17 protein-coding genes and 1 tRNA gene are annotated in these 22,266 nt (G+C 38.4%); 10 read left to right on the top strand and 8 right to left on the bottom strand.

All coding sequences use genetic code 11. From position 1 onward, the window contains the following. Positions 1-33 precede the first annotated feature (33 nt). The 3 genes from ABJ974_RS14940 to ABJ974_RS14930 are packed head-to-tail and all read left to right on the top strand — an operon-like array spanning position 34 to position 4,035. Complete coding sequence (locus ABJ974_RS14940; RefSeq protein ID WP_419869016.1) at positions 34-1,275, top strand: DcaP family trimeric outer membrane transporter; 1,242 nt, start codon at positions 34-36, stop codon at positions 1,273-1,275. Between the two features lie 19 nt (positions 1,276-1,294). After that, positions 1,295-2,704: an aspartate ammonia-lyase gene (aspA, locus tag ABJ974_RS14935; protein WP_419869015.1), complete on the top strand. Its 1,410-nt coding sequence runs from the start codon at positions 1,295-1,297 to the stop codon at positions 2,702-2,704. Beyond that, positions 2,701-4,035 carry an anaerobic C4-dicarboxylate transporter family protein gene (locus ABJ974_RS14930; RefSeq protein ID WP_419869014.1) on the top strand — a complete coding sequence of 445 codons (1,335 nt, stop codon included), beginning with the start codon at positions 2,701-2,703 and terminating at the stop codon, positions 4,033-4,035. Before aspA ends, ABJ974_RS14930 begins: the two co-directional genes overlap by 4 nt. Before the next feature lie 253 nt (positions 4,036-4,288). Here the strand turns inward: ABJ974_RS14930 and ABJ974_RS14925 are convergent, their stop codons facing one another. The 5 genes from ABJ974_RS14925 to ABJ974_RS14905 form a co-directional block, all read right to left on the bottom strand. After that, on the bottom strand, positions 4,289-5,770 hold the full coding sequence (locus tag ABJ974_RS14925) for an RCC1 domain-containing protein (protein WP_419869013.1): 1,482 nt from the start codon (positions 5,768-5,770) through the stop codon (positions 4,289-4,291). 15 nt (positions 5,771-5,785) lie between these two features. Continuing rightward, on the bottom strand, positions 5,786-6,754 hold the full coding sequence (locus tag ABJ974_RS14920) for an RCC1 domain-containing protein (protein WP_419869012.1): 969 nt from the start codon (positions 6,752-6,754) through the stop codon (positions 5,786-5,788). Continuing rightward, positions 6,727-7,440 (bottom strand): hypothetical protein, encoded by a 714-nt coding sequence (locus ABJ974_RS14915; RefSeq protein ID WP_419869011.1) that lies wholly within the window; start codon positions 7,438-7,440, stop codon positions 6,727-6,729. Before ABJ974_RS14915 ends, ABJ974_RS14920 begins: the two co-directional genes overlap by 28 nt. 24 nt (positions 7,441-7,464) lie before the next feature. Beyond that, positions 7,465-9,081 (bottom strand): RCC1 domain-containing protein, encoded by a 1,617-nt coding sequence (locus ABJ974_RS14910; protein WP_419869010.1) that lies wholly within the window; start codon positions 9,079-9,081, stop codon positions 7,465-7,467. Positions 9,082-9,161: 80 nt separating this feature from the next. Continuing rightward, entirely contained in the window at positions 9,162-9,758 is a 597-nt protein-coding gene (locus ABJ974_RS14905) for a hypothetical protein (protein WP_419869009.1), read from the bottom strand. A 372-nt stretch (positions 9,759-10,130) separates the two neighbouring features. Here ABJ974_RS14905 and ABJ974_RS14900 point away from each other — a divergent pair, with 372 nt between their 5' ends. Then, the gene (locus tag ABJ974_RS14900; RefSeq protein ID WP_419869008.1) at positions 10,131-11,156 is read left to right on the top strand and encodes a site-specific integrase; all 1,026 of its coding nucleotides are present in this window, start codon (positions 10,131-10,133) and stop codon (positions 11,154-11,156) included. 707 nt (positions 11,157-11,863) lie between these two features. Then, a complete protein-coding gene (locus ABJ974_RS14895; protein WP_419869007.1) occupies positions 11,864-13,429 on the top strand; it encodes a C1 family peptidase in 1,566 nt (521 codons plus the stop codon). A gap of 542 nt (positions 13,430-13,971) precedes the next feature. Here ABJ974_RS14895 and ABJ974_RS14890 read toward each other — a convergent pair. Further along, positions 13,972-14,043, bottom strand: a tRNA-Glu gene (locus ABJ974_RS14890). A gap of 57 nt (positions 14,044-14,100) precedes the next feature. Continuing rightward, complete coding sequence (locus tag ABJ974_RS14885; RefSeq protein ID WP_419869006.1) at positions 14,101-15,393, bottom strand: N-acetylmuramoyl-L-alanine amidase family protein; 1,293 nt, start codon at positions 15,391-15,393, stop codon at positions 14,101-14,103. A 53-nt stretch (positions 15,394-15,446) separates the two neighbouring features. Between ABJ974_RS14885 and ABJ974_RS14880 the strand changes: the two genes are divergently transcribed. The 3 genes from ABJ974_RS14880 to ABJ974_RS14870 are packed head-to-tail and all read left to right on the top strand — an operon-like array spanning position 15,447 to position 18,903. Next, complete coding sequence (locus tag ABJ974_RS14880) at positions 15,447-18,032, top strand: putative LPS assembly protein LptD (RefSeq protein WP_419869005.1); 2,586 nt, start codon at positions 15,447-15,449, stop codon at positions 18,030-18,032. A gap of 56 nt (positions 18,033-18,088) precedes the next feature. Then, on the top strand, positions 18,089-18,469 hold the full coding sequence (locus ABJ974_RS14875; protein ID WP_419869004.1) for a RidA family protein: 381 nt from the start codon (positions 18,089-18,091) through the stop codon (positions 18,467-18,469). Next, complete coding sequence (locus tag ABJ974_RS14870) at positions 18,469-18,903, top strand: hypothetical protein (protein ID WP_419869003.1); 435 nt, start codon at positions 18,469-18,471, stop codon at positions 18,901-18,903. Before ABJ974_RS14875 ends, ABJ974_RS14870 begins: the two co-directional genes overlap by 1 nt. 83 nt (positions 18,904-18,986) lie before the next feature. Here the strand turns inward: ABJ974_RS14870 and ABJ974_RS14865 are convergent, their stop codons facing one another. Beyond that, positions 18,987-20,513 carry a trypsin-like peptidase domain-containing protein gene (locus ABJ974_RS14865; RefSeq protein WP_419869002.1) on the bottom strand — a complete coding sequence of 509 codons (1,527 nt, stop codon included), beginning with the start codon at positions 20,511-20,513 and terminating at the stop codon, positions 18,987-18,989. Positions 20,514-20,789: 276 nt separating this feature from the next. On the opposite strand from ABJ974_RS14865, the gene ABJ974_RS14860 reads away from it, so the two are divergent. Both ABJ974_RS14860 and ABJ974_RS14855 read left to right on the top strand, forming a co-directional pair. Further along, positions 20,790-22,034 (top strand): peptidase U32 family protein, encoded by a 1,245-nt coding sequence (locus tag ABJ974_RS14860; protein WP_419869001.1) that lies wholly within the window; start codon positions 20,790-20,792, stop codon positions 22,032-22,034. Continuing rightward, positions 22,034-22,264 carry a ferredoxin gene (locus ABJ974_RS14855; RefSeq protein WP_419869000.1) on the top strand — a complete coding sequence of 77 codons (231 nt, stop codon included), beginning with the start codon at positions 22,034-22,036 and terminating at the stop codon, positions 22,262-22,264. The genes ABJ974_RS14860 and ABJ974_RS14855 overlap by 1 nt, the downstream gene beginning before the upstream one ends. The last annotated feature ends 2 nt before the right edge of the window (positions 22,265-22,266 follow it).

The raw sequence follows: 22,266 nt of genomic DNA, 5'->3' as shown, positions 1-22,266 counted from the left end.
CTCAACCTCAGATTTAAATTTAATGCTACTCAGATGAAACAAAATTTATGTTCCCCAATTTTATTTCTCTTATTTTTTCTATGTATCTCATCCACCTTGACGGCTCAGCTTTTATCTGCTGAATCTAAGGATTCCCTGAACGGCAAACCCAGATTAACTTCACGTCTCATCGGTCGCTTAAAGTTGAATGGTTTTTATGATATCAAAGGGAACCTGGCCGGAAAGAATGCTTTTCTCATCCATGAAAATGATGTGAAAGGAAAAGATATCCAGGGCTTCAATATGGATATGCGACAGTCACAGCTGAGATTTGTAAGTACCATGCAGCTAAAGAACGGTAAAGAGATCAATGCCCGTCTCGAAGGAGATTTTCTGGGGCCTAACAATACCTCGCAATTCAGATTAAGACATGCCTGGCTTGAATATGATCATTGGATGGTGGGGCAAAGCTGGTCTACTTTCGGATCAGGAACGCTTTGGCCTGCCTCATTATTGGATTGGGACGGTCCTACGGGAATGGCAATATCCAGAAGGATAGTTGTAAGATATACGCAGAAGCAAAACCAGTCCCTTCCTGTTACTCTGGAAGGATCCGTAGAATATATGGAACCCAGGAGATTATATGATTATACCTTAAATAATGATTACGGAGTGGATTATGCACCTTCCAGGATGCCTGATGCCGTACTGGGGGTAAGCCGCTATTTTAAAAACGGAGGATTTATAAAGCTGGGAGGGCTTTACAGGAATATAGGATATGATTCTAAAAATGTTGCAAGAGGAGACAGTACTTTTCAGTATGCTTCAAAAAAAGGATGGGGTGCCACGCTTATCGGGAATATTTTTTTCCAGAAGAAATCCGAACTGACTAATAATCTACAGGCTCAATGGACCGTAGGAAAAGGCATCGGTGATTATTTCGTAGCCGTGGGAGGTTCAGGGCTTGATGGCTTTGCGGATGCTTCTGCCAACGGAAATTTGAAATTACTTCCCGTACATGCCGGATTTATTTCCTACCAAAGATTCTGGACCAAAAAATTTCATACGATGGGGGTGATATCCTATAACCATTTCTATGATGCGGGTAAAACCACCGCCGGTTGGGATAGTATGACCAATTATTATATTACCATCAATGCAGCCTATAACTTTTTGGATTCGGTAATGGTAGGCATAGAGCCCCAGTTCGGGTATAAACAGCTCACCTACGGTACAGGAAAGAAAGAAGGGAAGGAAGCTCTACGGCTTGCTTTCGGATTATTATATAATTTTTAACCCTAAATATATACCACTTATGGATTCCTACAGAATTGAACACGATTTTTTAGGTGAAAAACAAATTCCTAATGATTGTTATTATGGAGTACAAACTTTACGGGCCAGGGAAAATTTTGATATTACAGGAGTTCCCCTGGGAAATTACCCGATATTTATAAAAGCATTCGGATATGTGAAAAAGGCAGCAGCGATGGCCAACAGGGATTTGGGAGTTCTTGATGAAAAAAAGGCAGAAGCCATAGCCTATGCTTGTGATCGTCTGATAGCGGGAGAATTTTCCGATCAGTTTATCAGTGATATGATCCAGGGTGGAGCCGGAACTTCAACGAATATGAATGCCAATGAAGTAATTGCTAATCTGGGTCTTGAATATATGGGGCATCAGAAAGGGGACTACGATTATCTGCATCCCAATAATGATGTTAATATGTCTCAAAGTACCAATGATGCATATCCTACAGCTTTACAGATGGCAACCTATATTAAGATGGAAGAATTTGCCGAAGCCTTATCCAGCCTTCAGAAAGCGTTTTATAAAAAAGGAGTGGAATTTAAAGATGTTCTTAAAATGGGGAGAACGCAGCTTCAGGATGCCGTTCCCATGACATTGGGACAGGAATTTAATGCTATTTCCACCACATTGACTGATGATATCCAGCGTTTACGCTCAGCTGAAAACCTGATCATAGAAGTAAACATGGGAGCTACGGCCATCGGAACCGGTGTGAATGCACCTTCGGGATATGCTGAGCTATGTGTGAAACACCTCGCGGACATAAGTGGCATTCCGGTAGTGCTTGCTCCGGACCTTATTGAAGCTACCGTTGATATGGGTGCATTTGTACAGGTAAGTGCGGCTATGAAAAGAAGCGCCATTAAGTTGAGTAAAATCTGTAATGATTTGCGTTTGTTAAGTAGCGGGCCACGTTGTGGACTCAATGAGATTAATTTACCCCCATTGCAGCCGGGATCATCCATTATGCCGGGAAAAGTAAATCCTGTAATACCGGAAGTGGTTAATCAGACCTGCTTCTATGTGATGGGAGCAGACCTTACCATCAGCCTGGCTGCCGAAGCAGGACAATTACAGCTGAATGTAATGGAACCTGTTATCGCCTATTCACTATTCACTTCTTTGGAGTATATGAAGAGAGCATGCTACACCCTGGAAGAAAAATGTGTTGTGGGGATCACCGCCAATGCAGAGCATACCAAACAGCAGGTTATGCAGAGTATAGGTATCGTCACACAGCTTAATCCTATTTTGGGATATGAGACCTGTTCGGATATTGCTAAAGAAGCCCTGGCTACCGGTAAATCCGTTCACGATATCGTAGTCCTGGAAAGAGGCTTAATCACCCAGGATAAATGGGATGAGATCTATTCCCTGGAAAACCTTATTAATCCAAAATATATAGCATCATGATTTTTGTAGAACTGGCCATACTGCTTATCATGATCCTTATCGGTTCCCGTCTGAAGGGAATAGGTCTGGGGGTTATGGGAATGCTGGGACTTCTGATCTTCGTCTTTGTATTCCATATGAAGCCGGCTGATCCGCCTATTGCAGTACTTCTTATCATTATGGCGATTGTAACGACAGCAGCAACGCTGCAGGCTGCCGGAGGGCTGGATTATCTGGTAAGCCTTGCTGAAAAAGTCATCAGGAGCAACCCTAAAAGAATTACTTTGATTGCACCGTTTACCGTTTATTTTCTATGTCTTTTTGCCGGTACTTCTCACCTTGTCTATTCATTGTTGCCCATCATTGCGGAAGTATCTATAAAGACTAAAATAAGACCGGAACGTCCGCTGACGATATCTGTAATTGCTTCCCACTTATCTTTAACCGGTAGTCCTATGAGTGCTGCAACCGCTACGTTGGCGGGTTTATTGGCTTACTCATCGGCGGTAACGGATATTATGATGGTCTGTATTCCTGCTTCCCTTATTGGGATTCTGGTAGGTGTAGCAGCGGTATGGAAAAAAGGTAAAGAACTGTATGACGATCCCGAATTTCTTGAAAAGCTAAAAGATCCCGAATTTGCCAAAGCTTTAAATACCAACAGTGAAACCGTAAAAGAAATACAGCCCGGTGCAAAAACAGCTGTTATGATTTTCGGATTAGCTATTTTACTGATTGTTTTCTTTGGAGCATTTCCAGGCTTTGTTCCCAATGTGGGAGAAGGAACTCCCGGGCTTATTGTTTCTGGAGATGGTACGCTTAATCTTACGGGGATCATTGTAATGGTTACTTTATCAGCAGCAGCATTAATAATGCTTATTACAAAAACCTCTGCAGTGAAAGTTGCTAAAATGAGTTTGTTTACTTCAATGGCAACAGCTGTTATTTCCGTATTGGGAGTAGTCTGGATGAGCGCAACATTTATGGGAGCTAATGAAGCTATCATAGAACATGCTTTTAAAGATATTGCGGCTGTATATCCTTTTACTTTTGCTTTTGCCTTGTTCTTTATGTCTACTCTTACATTCAGTCAGGCGGCTACGACCCGGATTATGATGCCTTTAGGACTGGCTTTAGGAATTACACAACCTCATTTAATAGCCATGTTTCCGGCAGTGAACGGGGATTTCGTATTACCTGGCTATCCTACGCTGGTAGCAGCCATGGATTTCGACAGGACAGGAACTACCCGCATTGGAAAATACGTAGTGAACCACAGCTTTATGATTCCCGGAGTGGTAAGTGTTGCTACTGCGGTTATTGTAGGGTTTCTCCTTGCCGGATTTTTGTAAATCAGGGCTTCTGACAGGGATTAAATAGCTCGTGTGGCTTTTTGCGATTTATCCAAACGTTTATCTATAAATTTAAAGCTACTTTTCATCTGATGGGAAGTAGTTTTGTAATAAAAAAGCACCCCACTCTGGGGTGCCCTAAAATGATAAAGACATTCTCTATAAGAAGATTGAAACAATGTTTCGCACTAAACAAATTAACTTAAGAGAAATATTTTTCTATTAAAAATTGTTAATTCAACATATACAATTTTTAATACGTAATTAATGTTGGTACATATGAAGGTCCTCCACTGTTAATAGCTCCTAACTCTCTGTAACCTTCAAGTCCACCTGAACCGTATGCGGAATAGCTGTTTTCTGTGTTTTGTGTATTATCTCCACTTATCATTACAGATTGGAAAAATCCTAAAGACACATCTTTAATTACCGTTCCTGCATACATTCTGCTGCTGTTTATTTTGGTAAGATTAGTGATAGCCGCGTCAGTGGAGCCTGCTCCTAATCTACGGTAAGGATTATTACCTGCTACATATACTCCAGCACTGGTAGCTACCATAATTCCCCCGCTATAAAACCTGTCTACTGCGATGTCATAAATAACATCACTTGCAGAGTCAAAACCAGGGATATTAAGAGCGGTAGGAGAGGTTGTGTTACCCACTCCTCCAATACCGTTTACAGTGTTCAGTCCCCATACATATAATGTTTTCTGGTCTGTAGAAACTGCTGCGGAATTATATATACCCATGGCTAACTGTCCTATGGTTTTAGGGAATGTAACGGCCTGAGGAGTTGCGGTAATGGTTGCACCACTTCCTGTTCCCAATTGTCCGTAAATATTATTCCCCCATACATATACAGTAGAGGATGTACTGTCTATGGCACCTGCTGTAGTCTGGGATAATGAAATTTCTGTGAATACAGTAGATGATGGTAGTGTACTGATTAAAGTAGGCACTGCATACTGTGTATTCATACCGGTAAGGGAAGCATCCCCCATAGAATATACTTTACCCTGCTCACTAAGTATCAGTGAGTTGAGGTATCCTGCTTCTACTCTTACTGCTCTTCCATAGCTGCTAACCACCCAATTGGGTAATTCTGTAGGTACGGTAGTATAAGAAGTGATGACTCCCACTCCGGTTCTTCCTGAAGTGTTATTTCCCCATGCAAATACTTTTCCGTTCTCTGCTGCAGCCAGGCCGTGTGTATATCCGGCAGATGCATCAGCTATAGGAGTATCAGCCTTTACCAGGGTAAAACTGTTGATCAGGCTTACTCTTCCCAATGCTGTTCTATATTCCGTTCCATAACCGCTTACGTACAATGCCTGGTCATTTTTTCCAATAGCCACGGTAAACCAGTTTCCGGCTGAAGCTTTCATCATTTTCAGGTCATTACCGATATTGAGAATAGAACCTGTTACTCTATTAACACTTTGGTTATCCAGCATACAGTCGGACCATGCATTGGCTCCTTTGTACTTCATACATTCATCTGAAATGTCGTAGGCGATAGTAGCTTCTATAGCTTCATCTCCATCGGCATTTTTTAGGTTTGCTACATCCTGTATCCGTGGGATTACCAATCCTGTGGTATTATTTGCTCCATCGGTTCTTAAATCCAATACACCTTTTGGGTCTTGATTGCTTATGCCCACCTGAGAGTAGAGCGCTCCCGGAGTAGCTGCAATCCATATTAGAAATATTAATTTTTTATATTTATTTCTCATTATAATTTCAGTTTGTTATTCTATAATTTTGGTAAATACACTGGTATGAGAGCCCCCTCCATCGGACATATACCAATCGGAAAGTCCGCTGGTTCCATATCCTGTATAGTTGTATGCGGCATTAAGAGCATTCGTACCGGTCCATAGGATCGTATGGAAATATCCTACTGTAGCTCCAAGGAACTGGGTTCCTTCATAAATAGCATGTCCCTGTATTTCATAAAAAGAATTGTTTCCGGAAGTGTTTCCGTTCAGTTCATATCGAATAGCACCCCCTGGTTCCACAACTCCTGATCTACCGTAGAAGTTATATCCAGAGGTCAGAACTCTTTTATCAGTGATAACAAAAGACGGATGAAGGTAGGGTACTTCAACAGGAATAGCCGATCCTATGTTGATGTTAACGATTGTTTCATCCTGAGCCAATCCTAATGTTGAAGTTCTCAAAGTAGGTCTCGTATCATACGCGGTTACTTCCATTCCTACATTTCTTCTTACACCCCATGCGTAAAGGTCTTTTCCACCTTCCACTACGGCAAGTCCTGAAGCTGCGATTTCTGCTTTTTCAAACTTTACACCATCTGGATTAATAATAGTGGGAGCGTAGGTATAAAGCGTATTTATTCCCTGGCCTGTAGCATATTCGTAATTATAACCCCATGTGTAGGCGTTTCCGTTAGAATCCAGTGCCGCTGCCGCACTAAATCCTAGAGAGATGCTTTGAACGTTGACACCTGTAGGAAAAGGTACCTGACGGAACTCCTGTATATATCCTGCATCGGTAGTTGTTCCATCTCCTTTTAACCTGAATCCGTCCCATCCTGTCATGTATACTTTTCCGCTTTCTGTAAGGACAAGTAGGTTATAAAAGTTGGCTTTAACATCTTTTACCGGATCATTGGCAAAGAAAGTTGCAAGTGTTGGGGTTTGAAGATATACCTGAGTGTTGCTAGTCCCTAGCTGTCCAAAAGCATTATAACCCATACGTATAATTTTCCGTCTGTAGTAACTGCTGCTGCATGGTAAAATCCGGCAGCAATATTTTTGACTTTTTGGTCAAAAACTTTTGTCCAGCTGCTTCGTGTGGAATACTGTCCGTTTCCTGAAGTAAAGGCCAGTGTATAACCTGCTACATACAATTCGTCCTGTGTATCAATAGCCAGGGAGTATAGATATCCGGCAGAAGCTTTTTTCATTTGAAAAACCGTTCCTCCGTATAGCCTGTTATTAATTTCTTCTGACACACTTGTAGAATCTACCAGACAGCCGGACCAGTCTCCCAATGTAGCTGTTTGTTTGATTCTTACGCATTTTAGTGCATTATCATATACCAGTGTTCCTTCTAGAGCTTCCTCTAATGGAACAGACCAGTCTGTAGTGACGGTTTGACCTTCTATGGTCTGAGTCGTCTGAAAGCTCTGATAAGCTGCTTTAGGTGTTGTGACACTAGGAGCAGGATTAGGTACGCCCGCGGGTATCGGAGTACCTGTTATTGGGATAGCATCCGCTCCGCTTACTTTCGGAAGAACCAGTCCCATTACGTTGGTCCCGTCAGTTGAGTGAACATCGAGGATTCCCTGAGGGGAGTTTGTTCCTATTCCGACCTGTCCCCAGCCCATGATACTCCCTGCTACAAGAAGACAAGTGTATATTTTTTTATGAATATTCATTTCTTTGTGTGATTAAATAGTTAGTTATTGTTTTAGTAATACCGGAAATGCCGGGGCTAAGTAACGGGAACCAGAACCGAATAGCGCATAATAAGAATATTCGCCTGTTCCATACCCTAAGCCTCCACTACCATCTGCTGCAGCAGTGCTGGTGAAAAGAGAGTGGTTCCAGCCCATTGATGCCTGGTTAAATACAGTTCCTGCATATACAGCTTGTGTGTAAAGAGGCTTAAATCCTGAAGTAGCATTAATTCCTGCGTAAACCGGCGAGTATTTAACCTCCGTAGAGAAATCAAAGAAACCAAGTCCCATTTTTTGCGGATTGGAGTTTGCTCCGGCTGCATACATTCCTTTAGATGTAATAACAATGGATGCATTAAGGGCACTGTATATTCTTGAAACTGCAGCAGAGGTAATGGTATCTGTAGCTGCGTCGAAATCAGGGATTTGAGCGGTAATATCGGTAGGGGTAGAATAGTAGCTAGCCAAATCGGCACCCATTCCGAACCCATTTTGCTGTCCCCATGCATACAGTCTTTTACCGTCCGCACTTATTGCAAGACCGTGTTCATTACCCATCACTACATAAGATGCTGTATCATTATTAGGAAGTGTTATTTCGGTAGGTGTAATATAGTTCACGCCATTGCTGCCTGTACCTAGCCTTCCATATGCACTGTTTTGTCCCCATACGTAAATCTTACCGTCCGTAGTAAGTGCTGCTGCAGAGTTTTGGGAAAGAGAAATATCTTTCACGTCGATAGTTGACAAGCTAGGGATTTGGGTAGGAATACTTGTATTACCTGCTACAGCACCTCCTATACCGGTTAGTCCATAATAATTATATCCCATAGCATAGACACGCTGGTCATCTCCAAGAACAAGGGAATTTAAATATCCGGCTTCTACTCTTACTGCTTTTACATCAGAAGGCCAGGAATTTACTTTAGTAGGATAATAATAATCTGTCACCGTTCCTAAACCGTGTTTAGAGTTGGCACCATTTCCCCAGGCCCACAATTCTCCTTCAGAAGTAGCGGCTAAACTATGGTTGTATCCTGCTGAAACATCCACGACTCTTCTAGCCAGAACCATAGTGAAGCTTTGTAGATCTCCGCCGATTCCTGATCCGGCTCTTCCTTCTCCGTTATATCCTGTGGCATATACACTGTTATCATTCAAACCGATAATAAGGGAATAGTTGTATCCTGCCGATACTTTTTTTACCGGTACATTGATTCCTCCGTAAATATCAAAATCAAAAACGTTGCTAATGGAAGAATTATCTACCAGACAATCTTGCCATCTGTCGGCAAGTTTTACTCTCAGACATCCTGAATCGATCGTACCATCGCTATTGGGGTCTTTGTATTCATAGACCATTGTTCCTCTTACGGCATTTTCTCCTGCAGGGGTTTTAATGGTTTCTGCAGAATCGGTTATAGGTAAAACCAATCCTAGATTTCTTGTGGTTGTTTCATTTTCATAAAACATTCCCTGAAGATGTAAAGCTCCCTGAGGATGGGTATAGGCTGTACTATCCAGTACAGAGCCTGCCGGAACTTTGGCTCCTACTCCTACCTGGCTGTACATAAGGGATCCAGCTCCAAGCATAGTAAGGAGAAATATTATTTTTTTCATGTTTCTATTAATATATTTATATGTATGTTCTAAAAGACTGTTAATAATAATAGCTAAGCTCAGTGAGCTATAAACTAAAATCAAGCTTTCAGACAAGGAGGCCCCCTAAGAGAATTTATTTTATTTTGCGGGGCTATGGCAAAATGTTTATAGCTGCTAATCTTCTTTTTCTGGTCAAATAGAAATGTGACAGTTTCACTGTTAAATATGACTATCTCCAGATTGTACAGATTCTTGCTTCCACCACAGTATATGGTATGATTATGCAAAGCTGTAATAAAAGTCTCTGCTGTTTCTCCGGCTTCGAAATATGGGAGTTCATTATTTAATTCTAACTCCTTTTTATGTTTTTCATATTCTTCAGCATCATATTGTTTTTCGGGGTTCGTTATATCTCTTTCCTCAATGAGGATTTCATTAAATATTTTTTCTTTTGAAATAGATTGTTCAATATCATAAATTACCAATGTGTCACCGAATGGAGATTTAATTTCTGTAGAGTCATTTACATGTAAAGTCGTATGACCAATTATTGTAATAGAGGTATTATCCTTAATAAATATTTGAGAATGAAACTTAAAGGGAAATAAAAGACATGAAAATAGAATGAGCAACATAATCCTGTTGCTGATAAAGTAAGGAATGCTTCCCTTGCCTTTTTTGGTTCTAATTTTCATCGGATATCGTGTGTTTTTGGAGAAGAGTAGTCCTGCTTAGACTACTTTTTAATCTATTGATTTACAGATCAATTATTTTCAAATACCAATTCGTGCAATCCCAGTAATCTCTATAAATAGATAGAAGTGAATAAAATGAAAAAAAATCACTGTATATTGAATAAAAGCTGCTTTTTTCTTTTGTTTTAGAGCTAAAATATTTACATTTGCACTGGAAAAGTAGTCTAAGCAGGACTACTTTTTTTGTGTTAATTTCCCCTGATAATTAACCACTTAAAACACACGAAAATGACATTTGATTTCTTTTTACCCCGACAGGGAGGTTTGAAAAATATTCACTTAAACCTTTATGACAAACAACAAAAAAAAACAATGATTTTTAGAACCCAAATTCGGATTCCTGAAGAAGATTGGGACAAACTTAGGGTTTTATCCAGTGAAATCAGAGAAATATGCAATAATAATCAGATAGAGACCCCAGAGAACACCTTGATTTATTATATGGAGTGGTATATTGATTCCCGCCAGGAGATGATCCGCCCTTCAACCTACAAAAGATATAAGGTATTCTATCATTTATTGAAGCGTTTCGAAGGATTTATGTTGAAAAGATTATATATAGATGCCGTAAATGCAGACTTTATAAATGATTTCGTCTCTTTTGGGAGAGAAGAAGAATATAGTGAAAATACCATTTACAGAACGATCCACTTTGTGAAAACTATTCTGAACTTTGTGGAGAGAAAAGGAATAAGGACAGCCGTTAGAGAGCTGGAAATAAGGCGGGAAAAACAGCAGAAGGAGGTGGTGACACTTACAGAAGAGGAAATTATTAAAATTAAGAATACGCCGGTTCCCGAAGAATTGCAAGCGGCTAAGGACTGGCTCCTGATCAGCTGTTACACAGGTCAGAGATTCTCGGATTTTATGCAGTTTAATACAGACCAGCTCAAAGATATTAACGGAAAAACCTGTATTTCATTTGTCCAGCAAAAAACAAAGAAAAAAATTCTTCTTCCTTTGCATCCTACCGTAATGGACACCCTGCAAAAAAATAATAATGAATTTCCGCGATGCATGACTAATCAGCAATATAATGAGCAAATTAAACAGATCGCAAAATTGGCTTATCTCGATGAACTCATAAAAGCAAGAAAGCGCATTGGATACAGAACCCGTGATGTAGCAACCAAAAAATGGGATATCATAAGCAGCCATATAGGGAGGAGAAGTTTTGCTACCAATTTTTATGGGAAGATCCCTACAGCATTACTCATGGAAGCTACCGGACACAGTACGGAACAAATGTTTCTGAAATATATTAACCCCATAGACAATGAGAGAATATTGTGCCTGAGCAGCTATTTTGATAAAGTACATGCCGAAAGGATGAGATAGCTGAAAGTTTTCAGATAGTCAGCTAGGGAAAAATGTTATTGAAGTGCTATGAAGCGACGAATTTATCGTTGCCAGGATTTGTATTGGGGATAAGGTAAAATTATCGGATGCTGATATTCAGGATTAAACAAAGAATTGATAGGGACGCAACCATTATTCCATCTACCTGATAATTACTTATTAATGGGATAAAGACATATTTTTCGTTATCCTCCGTGGTAAATTCCTGTGAGCAGATATTAAACTCTATGTATTCACTTACGATATTTTCTGACTTACTAAAAGACCTGTTCAAAATATATTTTTAAAACTGTTTTTAAAATATACAAGATAAATATCTTTTTCATTCGGGTAATGATAAAACAGTGATCTTGTTAGAGTTTTTTGAGTGTAATTTGGCCACCATCTACCATTCTACTACTTCAATTTATTTCTTTTGCGTCAATTATATTAAGCTGATATAATTTTCTACTAATTTAAAAAATGGGATAAAAATAATCTATTTATCACGGACTTTTTTATTAAACAAAATTTATTAAGGACTTTTTTTTACACTAAATCACTTTACGGATACGACTTCTAATTATTGAATATATAATGCGTATTTCCCTTTTTATAATTGAGATAATTGTATGATATTGTGATTTTTTTCATGTTTTTCATTATCCTCTGAATATATATATTTGTCGCTTTAATATCACTAAACAATGAAAAAAATAGACTTATTTATGATGCTTTCGGTAGTTTGCTTTATGCAAATTTCCTGTAATGACAATTTATCTAAAAATGAAAATCCTTTGCTGGAAAATAATAGCATAGAATACGCGACAGGATATATCCCTTCAACTAAGGAACAGTTAGCACAAATGAAGACTTTAAGTAATGATGGTTCAATGAGGAAAACCACAATTCCTAAAAGCTATATTCTACCCGAATTACCTATCCCTCTTGACCAGGGTTCAAAGGGAGCTTGTGTACCTTATGCTATTGCACATGCACGTACTATTTTAAATCCAGAGCCTAAAAAAATGGGCGATCAAACTAACTTTGCTGCCTATGCTAGTCCTGAATATTTGTATGAAAAATACAAATGGAAGAGTGGTTGTTCAATTGGTGCATTGTTTGTAGATATTTTAGATGCATTGAAAGCAGATGGGACAAGTCGTCAAGATCTAACAGGAACTCTGCCGTGTGGAGCACAACCTACAGCAGCGCAAGAAGCCACTATAAGTAAGTTCAGAGTAAATGATTATTTTATTTTGAATGTCACGAAGAATGATGTTTCCAGTTTAGATATAATTAAGGAACAAATAGCTCAGGGATCTCCTGTAATAATAGGTATTGCTATTGATTATGATTTTTTTTCTGTAGGAAAAGGAAAAATTTGGAATATAAATACTTCTTCACCATATGGAAACCATGCTGTGGTTATTACAGGATATGATGATGATAAACATGCCTTTCAAATACTTAACTCTTGGGGAGCTTCCTGGGGAGATAATGGTTATGGATGGGTAGACTATAATAAATTAGCTAAAGAAATAAGTCCTGACACATATGTTCTTCAAGTGGACAATCCATTAAAATATTATAGTGCTAATAGCCCTTTTGTCTATCTAAATAAAGATGTAGCCAATATATCTGATAATATATATTTGAATAATGATTATTCATCATACATGCAAAATAGTGCATTTAATTGGAACAATAATTATGTGAATAGTTTTTATAATGAATATATAAATCCCTCATTAGTTCTGAGCTATCCCACAATTAGTTATATTCATCCAAATGAAGGACTCAATACTGATGATCTCAGATTTGAAATAAGAATTAAAATGAAACCTTCAAAAACTACCACATATCCTTCTAATATGAAAAAAGGAATAGAATTTTCAATGTATGATTATGCAATGAGGAAGAGTATATCTTGTAATGTTCCTCTAGATGGTAACGAAAATAGTATTTTTAGAAACAGCCTAGGAGAGTTGGGAGAAGCTCGAATTTATCCTATCATTAATTTCAATACTGAAAATAGATTTGTTACTCTTAAATTTAATATCAAAAAAGGAAAGTTTTTTTATGGGGATAATTATACCTACAGGTATCCTTCGGGAATTAATAAAATGACTGAATTTACTATTAAATTTATAGGAACCATGGGTGTTGTTGATGATATACGGATATATAGTGATCAAAAACAAATAGGAATTGACCATATGGATGGAAACTCCTCTACAAAATCAGCCCCTTGGTTAAAGTGGTTTCTATAAATTATAGACAATATAAAATTAATTAAAGAAAATCGTCACGTCTTATTTGCTGACGGTTTTTTAGTTATATCTAATTGGTGCTACATCCGCTTTTTTAATTTGTTGGATTAGACTAGACAATACTTCATATTTATAGTATTTAATTCATTATTATAACTCACGTAGCAAGAATAAATTACAATTAAAATCTTTTTATTCTGGTTCTGTACCAAGGTTATTCACATCAATAATATAAGGTGTAGTTAAAACGAGGTCAAAATTTTTATGAGGTCTGTATCTGAAATATATTTTCTGTTTCTCAGAATCCCCACGTAGGAAAAAATTAATTGTTGACCTATGAATTTTGTTTTAATAAGATAGTCCAAAGGTAAAAAAACAATGTGGTAACAAGTTATTTTTGTTACCACATTATTACCCCCAAATTACAATCAGTTGAAATATGATACAATCTAAAACTAATCTTTAAGATTGCTTAAATTGCCTTTTTTAGAGGTTTAGGCATAAAAAAAGGACTTTGTTAAAAGTCCTTTTTTTCAAGGTTGTAGCCTATAGGGGAATCGAACCCCTGTTGCAAGAATGAAAATCTTGAGTCCTGACCACTAGACGAATAGGCCCAATTTTGAGGTCGCAAAAATAATTATAAACTTTCGGATCTCAAAATTATTTTTCTTTTATTTATATACTTTCTGGATGATCGTATTTTTAATTCCTTTGGACTCAAGATCTTTCTGGAGTTTTACTGCATCTTCCAAAGTATTCACTTTTCCATATGTGTAGTAGAACATACCGTTTTCTTTATTACGTTCCACATTTTTTAAAGATTGAAGAATAAACGAATTGCTGCCCAGCTTGTCTTTTCCGGTATAAACTTCAATGGTGTAATATCCGGAGCTTAATTTTTGATTAGGCATAAATCCTACGGCAAAGGCATTTCGGAATCCTGCATCTTTAGCGGTTCTTAGGTTGATATCTCTTACTGACGCCAGGTTGGTGACGCTGTAATAATATTTATATAATCCGTTTTCCTTGATCGGAAGGATGTAGTTGAGTCCTTTCAGAGCCGGATCACCATCGTTATATTTAGTCGGTGAACTCATTAGCAGTATTCTGAAATCATTCTTTAAAGGAACTTCTTTAGGCTTTTCCGGTTCCGCTCTTCTGGTAGAAGCTATTGCCCCTCCTGATTTTCTGTCGATCGCTTTTTTATAATCGATAATGGCTTTATAGATACTTTCGGCAATTTCGGTCTGCCCTTTATCGGAAGCCAAATAATGACTCTCTTCGGGATGGTTGATAAACCCTGTTTCGATAAGTACGGATGGCATCGCATTCATACGGAGAACGTGAAGGTTTTTCTGGAATACACCCCGTGAAAATCTATTATCCTTATCCACGAAATTCCCTTCTACCAATCCTCCTAATAGAAGACTTGATTCCAGGTATTTGCTTTGCTGAAGCTTTAATGCGATAAGAGACTCAGGAGAGCTTGGGTCATAAGAACCGAAGACCTGCTTATCTTTTTCATCGAGGAAGATCACATCATTTTCTCTTTTTGCCACTTCTAAGTTGGTGTCATTTTGATCCGGTCCCTGTACATAAGTTTCCGTTCCGTAAGCGGTAGGTCTTTGGGAGGAATTACAGTGAACAGAGACAAAAAGATCCGCCTTGCTGCGATTGGCTAAATTCGTTCTGTCGGAAAGTGAAGGATACTCATCAAACTTACGGGTATAAATCACTTTGAAATCTTTATCCTTTTCAAGCATTCTTCCTAACTTCAATACAATGGAAAGAGTAACATCTTTTTCCGCAACCAATCCGATATCACTATAACTACGCTTTGCTCCGGAGTCATTACCACCATGTCCGGCATCTAAAACAATCGTAAATTTTTTTTGAGAAAAAAGAAAGGTGCTAAGAAATATAAAAAGAAATGATAAAAATATTTTAAAATTTTGTTTGTGCATCTTACAGTTTTAAAAATTATATTAATTTTGAGCCTTAATTATATAACATAAAATTGGTCAAAACCGTCCTCAAAAATATATTACAAATTTTAATTATCCTAATTTTTAACAATTTTTTAGCACAGAAAACGCCTGAGAAATTGCCTGAAAATGCGGTTAATGATACTATACCTAAGAAAGATACAGTCATTGTACAGAAAGAATCTTTGGATGATGTTCTTCAGACCAAGGCTGATGAGCAGAGGAGAGATGTCCCTAAAAAAATGACCTATCTCCTGAAAAATGCGCAGGTGAAGTATCAGGATATGCAGATTGATGCGGATTATATTTCCATTGATGATCAGAAGCATCTTATGTATGCCAGGGGAAAACAGGATTCTTTAGGTAAGATTATAGAACCTGTCGTTACCACGCAGGCAGGGAGAAAATATGAAACGGATCAGTTCAGCTACAACTATAAAACAAGGCAGGCCATTGCCTATAACGCCAGAACGGAAGAGAGCCAAGGGGTAATCATTGCAGATAAAACCAAAAAATACAATGATTCCGTATTCTTCATGAGACGGGGTAAATATACCACGGATGAATACTTTATTAAAAAGAAAGATACGGCAGCCGATTATTACTTGTTGGCACCTCATATAAAAATGGTCAAGACTAAGGAGAAGTCACAGATTATTACCGGACCTATCCAAATGTATATTGAAGAGGTTCCCACGCCTTTGATCATGCCTTTTGCCATATTGCCGTTTTCGGATAAGCGATCTGCGGGAATCCTGATCCCAAGTTTCGGGGAAAGGGAAGATGTTGGATTTTTCCTCAATGGAATCGGGTACTACCAGCCGATCGGGGAACATTTTGATGTGAAGGTCCTTGCCGACCTTTATACCAAAGGAAGCTGGAACCTAAGGCCGGAAATGAATTACGTAAAGAAATACCGCTATTCCGGGAACTTCTCTGCGGATGTAGGAACTACGGTCCGGGGTATAAAAGGTCTGGATGACTATACAAAAAGTAATACCTATCGAATTGCGTGGAGACATACCCAGGATACCAAAGCGAATCCTTTCCTTACCTTTTCAGCATCGGTGGATATTGTAAGTACCAAGTTTTATAACAATACCATTAACAATAATTATATATTCAACCAGAATGTATTAAACACGCAGCAGAACTCAACGGTTACCCTTACCAAAAGATTTTTGAAGCTGCCTGTAACCATTACGGGAACCGCATCTTACTCTCAGAACTTTTCAACGGGTCTGTCGGATTTGCGTTTACCACAAATGAATGTGGCCATCAACCAGTTTTATTTATTTAAATCTAAAACAGGAGTAAGACAGGGATTATTGGAAAATATTACGGTCAATACCAGCTTGAATTTAACCAATTATGTAAGCACTACGGAGGGAGAACTTTTTACCCAGGCTATGTGGGATAAAATGCAGACCGGGCTTAAAAATAATATCTCCTTAGGAACGAATACCACTATCGCTAAATATTTTACATTCAGCTTAAGTGCCAATATTGATAACGCCCTGACGACAAAAACACTTACCCGTTACTATGATCCCGTGAATAATGCGGTAGTGGACCAAACGAATAAAAATATTGCAGGATATTCCACTTTTTCTACCACGGCAAGCTTACAGACCACACTTTACGGAATGTTAAACTTCAAAAAGGGGTCTGCAGTGGAAGCGATAAGACATATGATGACTCCAAGTATAGGATTTACCTATTCCCCTGACTTCGGAGGTTCCCAATTTGGGTACTATAAAAATTATTATGATGCTACCGGAGCTTTAACGCCCTATTCGATATTTGACGGAGGGATAGTCGGAACTCCTACTTCGGGAATGACAGGATCTTTAGGCTTTAATATTGGGAACAATGTGGAGATGAAGGTAAAATCTAAAAAAGACTCTACCGGAGTTAAAAAAATAAAAATATTTGAATCCCTGACCTTTTCGGGAAGCTATAATTTTGCGGCCAAAGATCATCCTTGGTCAGTTTTCTCCATTAATGGTCAGTCTTCATTATTTAATAATAAGTTAAGCGTTAATACAAGTCTTACCCTTGATCCTTATAAGATTTTATTTGCTCCGGGATCAGATACCGGAATAAGAACGGAAAAATTTGGAAATTTCAGTGTACAAGGGTTCAACGTGCAGCTCTCTTATCCTTTAAGCAGTGAACTGTTTGGGGAGAAAACGGAGTATGCCAAGAAATATTCTTCCAAAGGAGATGTCCGGAATGAGAATTATTATTTTGACGATGATAATTACGCCCATTTTGATCAGGCCTGGACCCTCAATGTCAATGCCAATTATGCTTACTCCAGAAACCTTAGCCGTTTTGGAACAAAAATAGCCTCAATAGGTTTGGACGGTAGCCTCAAGCTTACCCCATACTGGAATATTACGGGAAGTACCCACTATGATATGATAACCAAAGAGCTTGCTTATACCAGAATCGGATTTTCCAGGGATCAGCGAAGTTTTACTATTAATTTTAACTGGGTGCCTTTCGGACAATATAAAGTATATGATTTCTTTATCGGGATCAAAGCGAATATCCTGAGTGATGCTCTGAAATATAAAGACAGAAGTTTCACCCAGCCTAATTCACCTTTCTAATATTCATTGACAGTTGAGAATATAAATTTTATATTTGCAGCTAAAAATTAATTCTAATGAAAAAGATAATATCTACAACGAATGCTCCGGCAGCCATCGGACCTTATTCACAAGCCAATTTTGTAAACGGAGTTTTATACATCTCCGGACAGATTCCGGTAGATCCTGCCACAGGGAAGCTTGTAGAGGGAATTGAAAAAGAGACTCATCAGGTCATGAAAAACCTGGAAGCTGTTCTTACAGAAGCAGGGATGTCTTTCAAAAACGTAGTGAAGTCTACGATTTTCCTTAAAAATATGGATGATTTTGCGGTGATGAATGATATATATGCCTCTTATTTAGATGCAGAAAGTTATCCCGCACGTGAAACGGTTCAGGTATCATGTCTGCCCAAAAATGTAGATATTGAAATTTCGATGATCGCACATCAGGATTAATGAATATTCTTAGAAATACATTAGCTGTTTTAATAGGGCTTGGAATTGCCGGGCTTATTATTACTCTTGGTATAAGGGCGTTTCCTCAGTGGAGAACCTTTGACGCTTTTGCTCCGTTTGAGCACTGGCAGAGGTTTCTTTACAGCATGAAGGACGATGAGGCCTTTTTTGGCTTCTTGCTGTTTATTTCAGGGCTTGGAACGACGATAGGGGGAGTGGCGACAGCTATTATTGTAAAATACGCTAAAGTGGCATATGCGATCCTTATCGGGTTTATTATGCTCTTTATAGCGATGTTGGATGTTATTATTTATCCTTACCATCCTACATTTTATAAGATATCCATTTTCCTTACTTTTTTTCCGTTTTCATGGATAGGAGGTAAAATCGTAGAAGTGATTTATGAGAGAAACAAAAAGAAGGAAGCTTCATAGCCATTGGACATCATAAAAGAAAATGATATAAAAAAAAGCGCTACATAGTAGCGCTTTTTATCGTGATAGATTAAACTCTTTTCTTAAGGCATTTTAAATCCTTTGGTGTAGATTCTACCATAGTCATCCACAAATTTCACCTGCACATTTCCTTGGTACTTATTAAGTATGTTCTCTACATCTTTCTGGGAATTAACCGGCTTACCGTTTATTTCGATGATAATGTAATTGTCTACAATACCTATTTTAGCCATTTCTCCGCCTTCCATTACATTCTTGGCTATAACACCACTGTTAAGTCCGTATTCTGTTTTAAATCGATCATTTAAAGGGCTGAATTCCGAACCTATTTTCTCAGTAACGCTCAGGTCAGCTTTAGTACGGGTGGATGTACCTCCTTTTTGGTCTTTTAAAGTGACGGAAACCGTATTTTCTTTTCCGTTTCTTAAATAAGTTACCTGTACTTTATCTCCAGGACGCTTGCTTCCGATTAACATGGAAAGATCTGCAAAGTCAGTAACAGCACCATTATCAATTTTAGTGATGATATCTCCTTTTTTGATTCCTGCATCTTCAGCGCCACTGTTTTCACTTAGATCAATAACGTATACACCGGAACCTCCTTTGATATTGGTTTTATACTGTTTGTTATAAGCTGCTACCTGCTGGTCATTGGCCAGATCCAGTGACGATACTCCTAAGAACCCTCTCTGTACGATACCGAATTTCTTAATATCTTCAATGATTTTTCTTGCTAGGTTGGAAGGAATGGCAAATCCATATCCCTGATAATATCCGGTAGTAGACTGGATCGCAGAGTTAATCCCGATGAGGTCTCCATTAGCATTCACCAGTGCACCTCCTGAATTTCCCGGGTTAATCGCGGCATCCGTCTGGATGAAACTTTCAATAGGGTTGGTTGCTTTTCCCTGAGAACCTAAAATTCCGATTCCTCTTCCTTTAGCAGAAACAATTCCCGCTGTTACAGTAGAATTTAATCCTAAAGGGTTACCCACGGCCAGTACCCATTGCCCGACTTCTATATTATCGGAATTGGCAAAATTAAGATAAGGTAATCCCTTTTCCTCAATTTTCAGTAATGAAATATCAGTATTGGGATCGGTTCCTACCAAGGTAGCGATATAAGATTTTTTATTGCTTAATACAACTTCCAGTTTATTGGCTCCTGCTACAACGTGGTTGTTTGAAATAATATAGCCATCAGGGGAAATGATGACTCCGGATCCCATTCCGGACGGCATATTGTCAGGAGTCTGCTGCTGTCTTTGTCTCTGCTGGCCTCTTCCGCCGAACGGATCACCAAAGAAAAAGTCAAACAGATCCTGCTCCGAAGCTCTGCTGGTTGTTCTGGTTTGATAATTTTTAATAGTTACTACTGCAGGTACGGTAGTTTTCGCAGCCTTTACAAAGTCGTCACCTACCATCCCTGTATTCATCCCAACGAATGAGGCATTGCTGGATGAAGTGAAGTAAGAACGGTCTTCGTTGTTTGAGCTATGATCAAAATATTGTAATGCACCAACAGTAGTGGCTCCTGAAAGAACCCCTACCACCGCAAACGGTAATAGTTTTTTAAAAGTATTCTTCATTGTATATCTCTTTATTATTTTTTGTTTTACGGTAAACAAATTTACTGTTAAATAAGTAATCAATTAGTATGCTATGTTTCAACTTTAACTAAAATTTAACGAGGATTATGCCATTTTATACATTATGTCATAATTGCATCTGACAGTATTAACAAAACTTAAAAATATATTAACAGATCTTATTATTTAACTTACTATGTAGAGCCGATGATTTTTTTATATTAAATATACTCAATTGAAAATTGATTATCTTTGCAAAAATTTTCTCAAAGATAAATGACTAAAAGCGGAAAAATAGAATTAATGTCTCCTGCAGGTGATTTTACCTCACTGCAAGCGGCCATAGATAATGGAGCAGACTCTGTGTATTTCGGGGTAGAGCAGCTTAATATGAGAGCCAGAGCTACCATGAACTTTACCATAGATGATCTTCCGGAAATTTCCAGAAGATGTGCGGAAAAAGGAGTGAGAACATATCTTACCCTTAATACCATTATTTATGATCATGATTTATCCATTATAAAAACACTTTTGGATAAAGCCAAGGAGGCGGATTTGACAGCTGTAATCGCCATGGATCAGGCGGTTATCGCGTATGCAAGACAAATTGGACTGGAAGTACATATTTCTACCCAGATCAATATTACCAATATTGAGACGGTGAAATTTTATGCTTTATTTGCTGATACAATGGTGATGAGCAGGGAATTAAGCATCAGCCAGATCAAAAAAATATGTACTCAGATTGAAAAAGACCAGGTAAAAGGACCTTCAGGGAACCTGGTAGAAGTTGAAATTTTCGGACATGGCGCATTGTGTATGGCTGTTTCCGGAAAATGTTACTTAAGCCTTCATTCCCATAACTCTTCTGCCAACAGGGGAGCATGTAAGCAAAACTGCCGTAAGAAATATACCGTTATCGATCAGGAATCCGGTTTTGAAATTGAATTGGATAACGAATATATGATGTCTCCGAAAGACCTTTGTACCATAGGGTTTCTGGATGAAATCGTTGATGCAGGTGTAAAAGTACTGAAAGTTGAAGGGAGGGGAAGAGCTCCTGAATACGTTGCTACGGTTACAAAATGTTACAGAGAAGCCATAGATGCTATCGCGGATGGAACTTTTTCAAAAGATAAAGTGGATGAATGGATGAAGCAATTGGAAACGGTTTATAACAGAGGTTTCTGGAGTGGCTATTATCTTGGTCAGGAATTAGGAGAATGGTCTCCGAATTCAGGTTCCAATGCTACCCAAAAGAAAGTTTATATCGGAAAAGGAAGACATTTCTACCCGAAATCCAATATTGCTGAATTTTTAATTGAAGCCTATGACCTTAATGTTGGAGACAGCGTGTTGATCCAGGGGCCTACAACAGGATCCCAGGAAATGGTAATTGAAAGCATGATGGTAGATGAGAAAGGAAACTCTGAAAAGGCCACTAAATCGGATGTAATTACTTTCCCAACGAAGTTCAGAGTCAGGCCAAGTGATAAATTATACAAAATCGTAAAGGCTTAATGGTAATTGTTACGCTTCAGAGGGATAAATGCATCGGCTGTAATTATTGTGCGGAATTTGCTCCGGAATATTTCCGGATGTCCAAAAAGGACGGTAAGTCTGTACTTCTGAAAACAGAAGATAAAAAAGGTTTTTTTACTTTAAAGACTCCTAATCCTGAAGCTTTCGAACCTTGTGATAAAGCGGCAAAAGCATGTCCCGTAAAAATTATCTCGGTAAAAATAACTTAAGA

The sequence above is a fragment of the Chryseobacterium sp. CT-SW4 genome (genome assembly GCF_048572715.1).
GTDB lineage: Bacteria > Bacteroidota > Bacteroidia > Flavobacteriales > Weeksellaceae > Chryseobacterium.
Note: the sequence above shows the minus strand (reverse complement) of the source record. Positions and strands in the feature narration are given on the sequence as shown.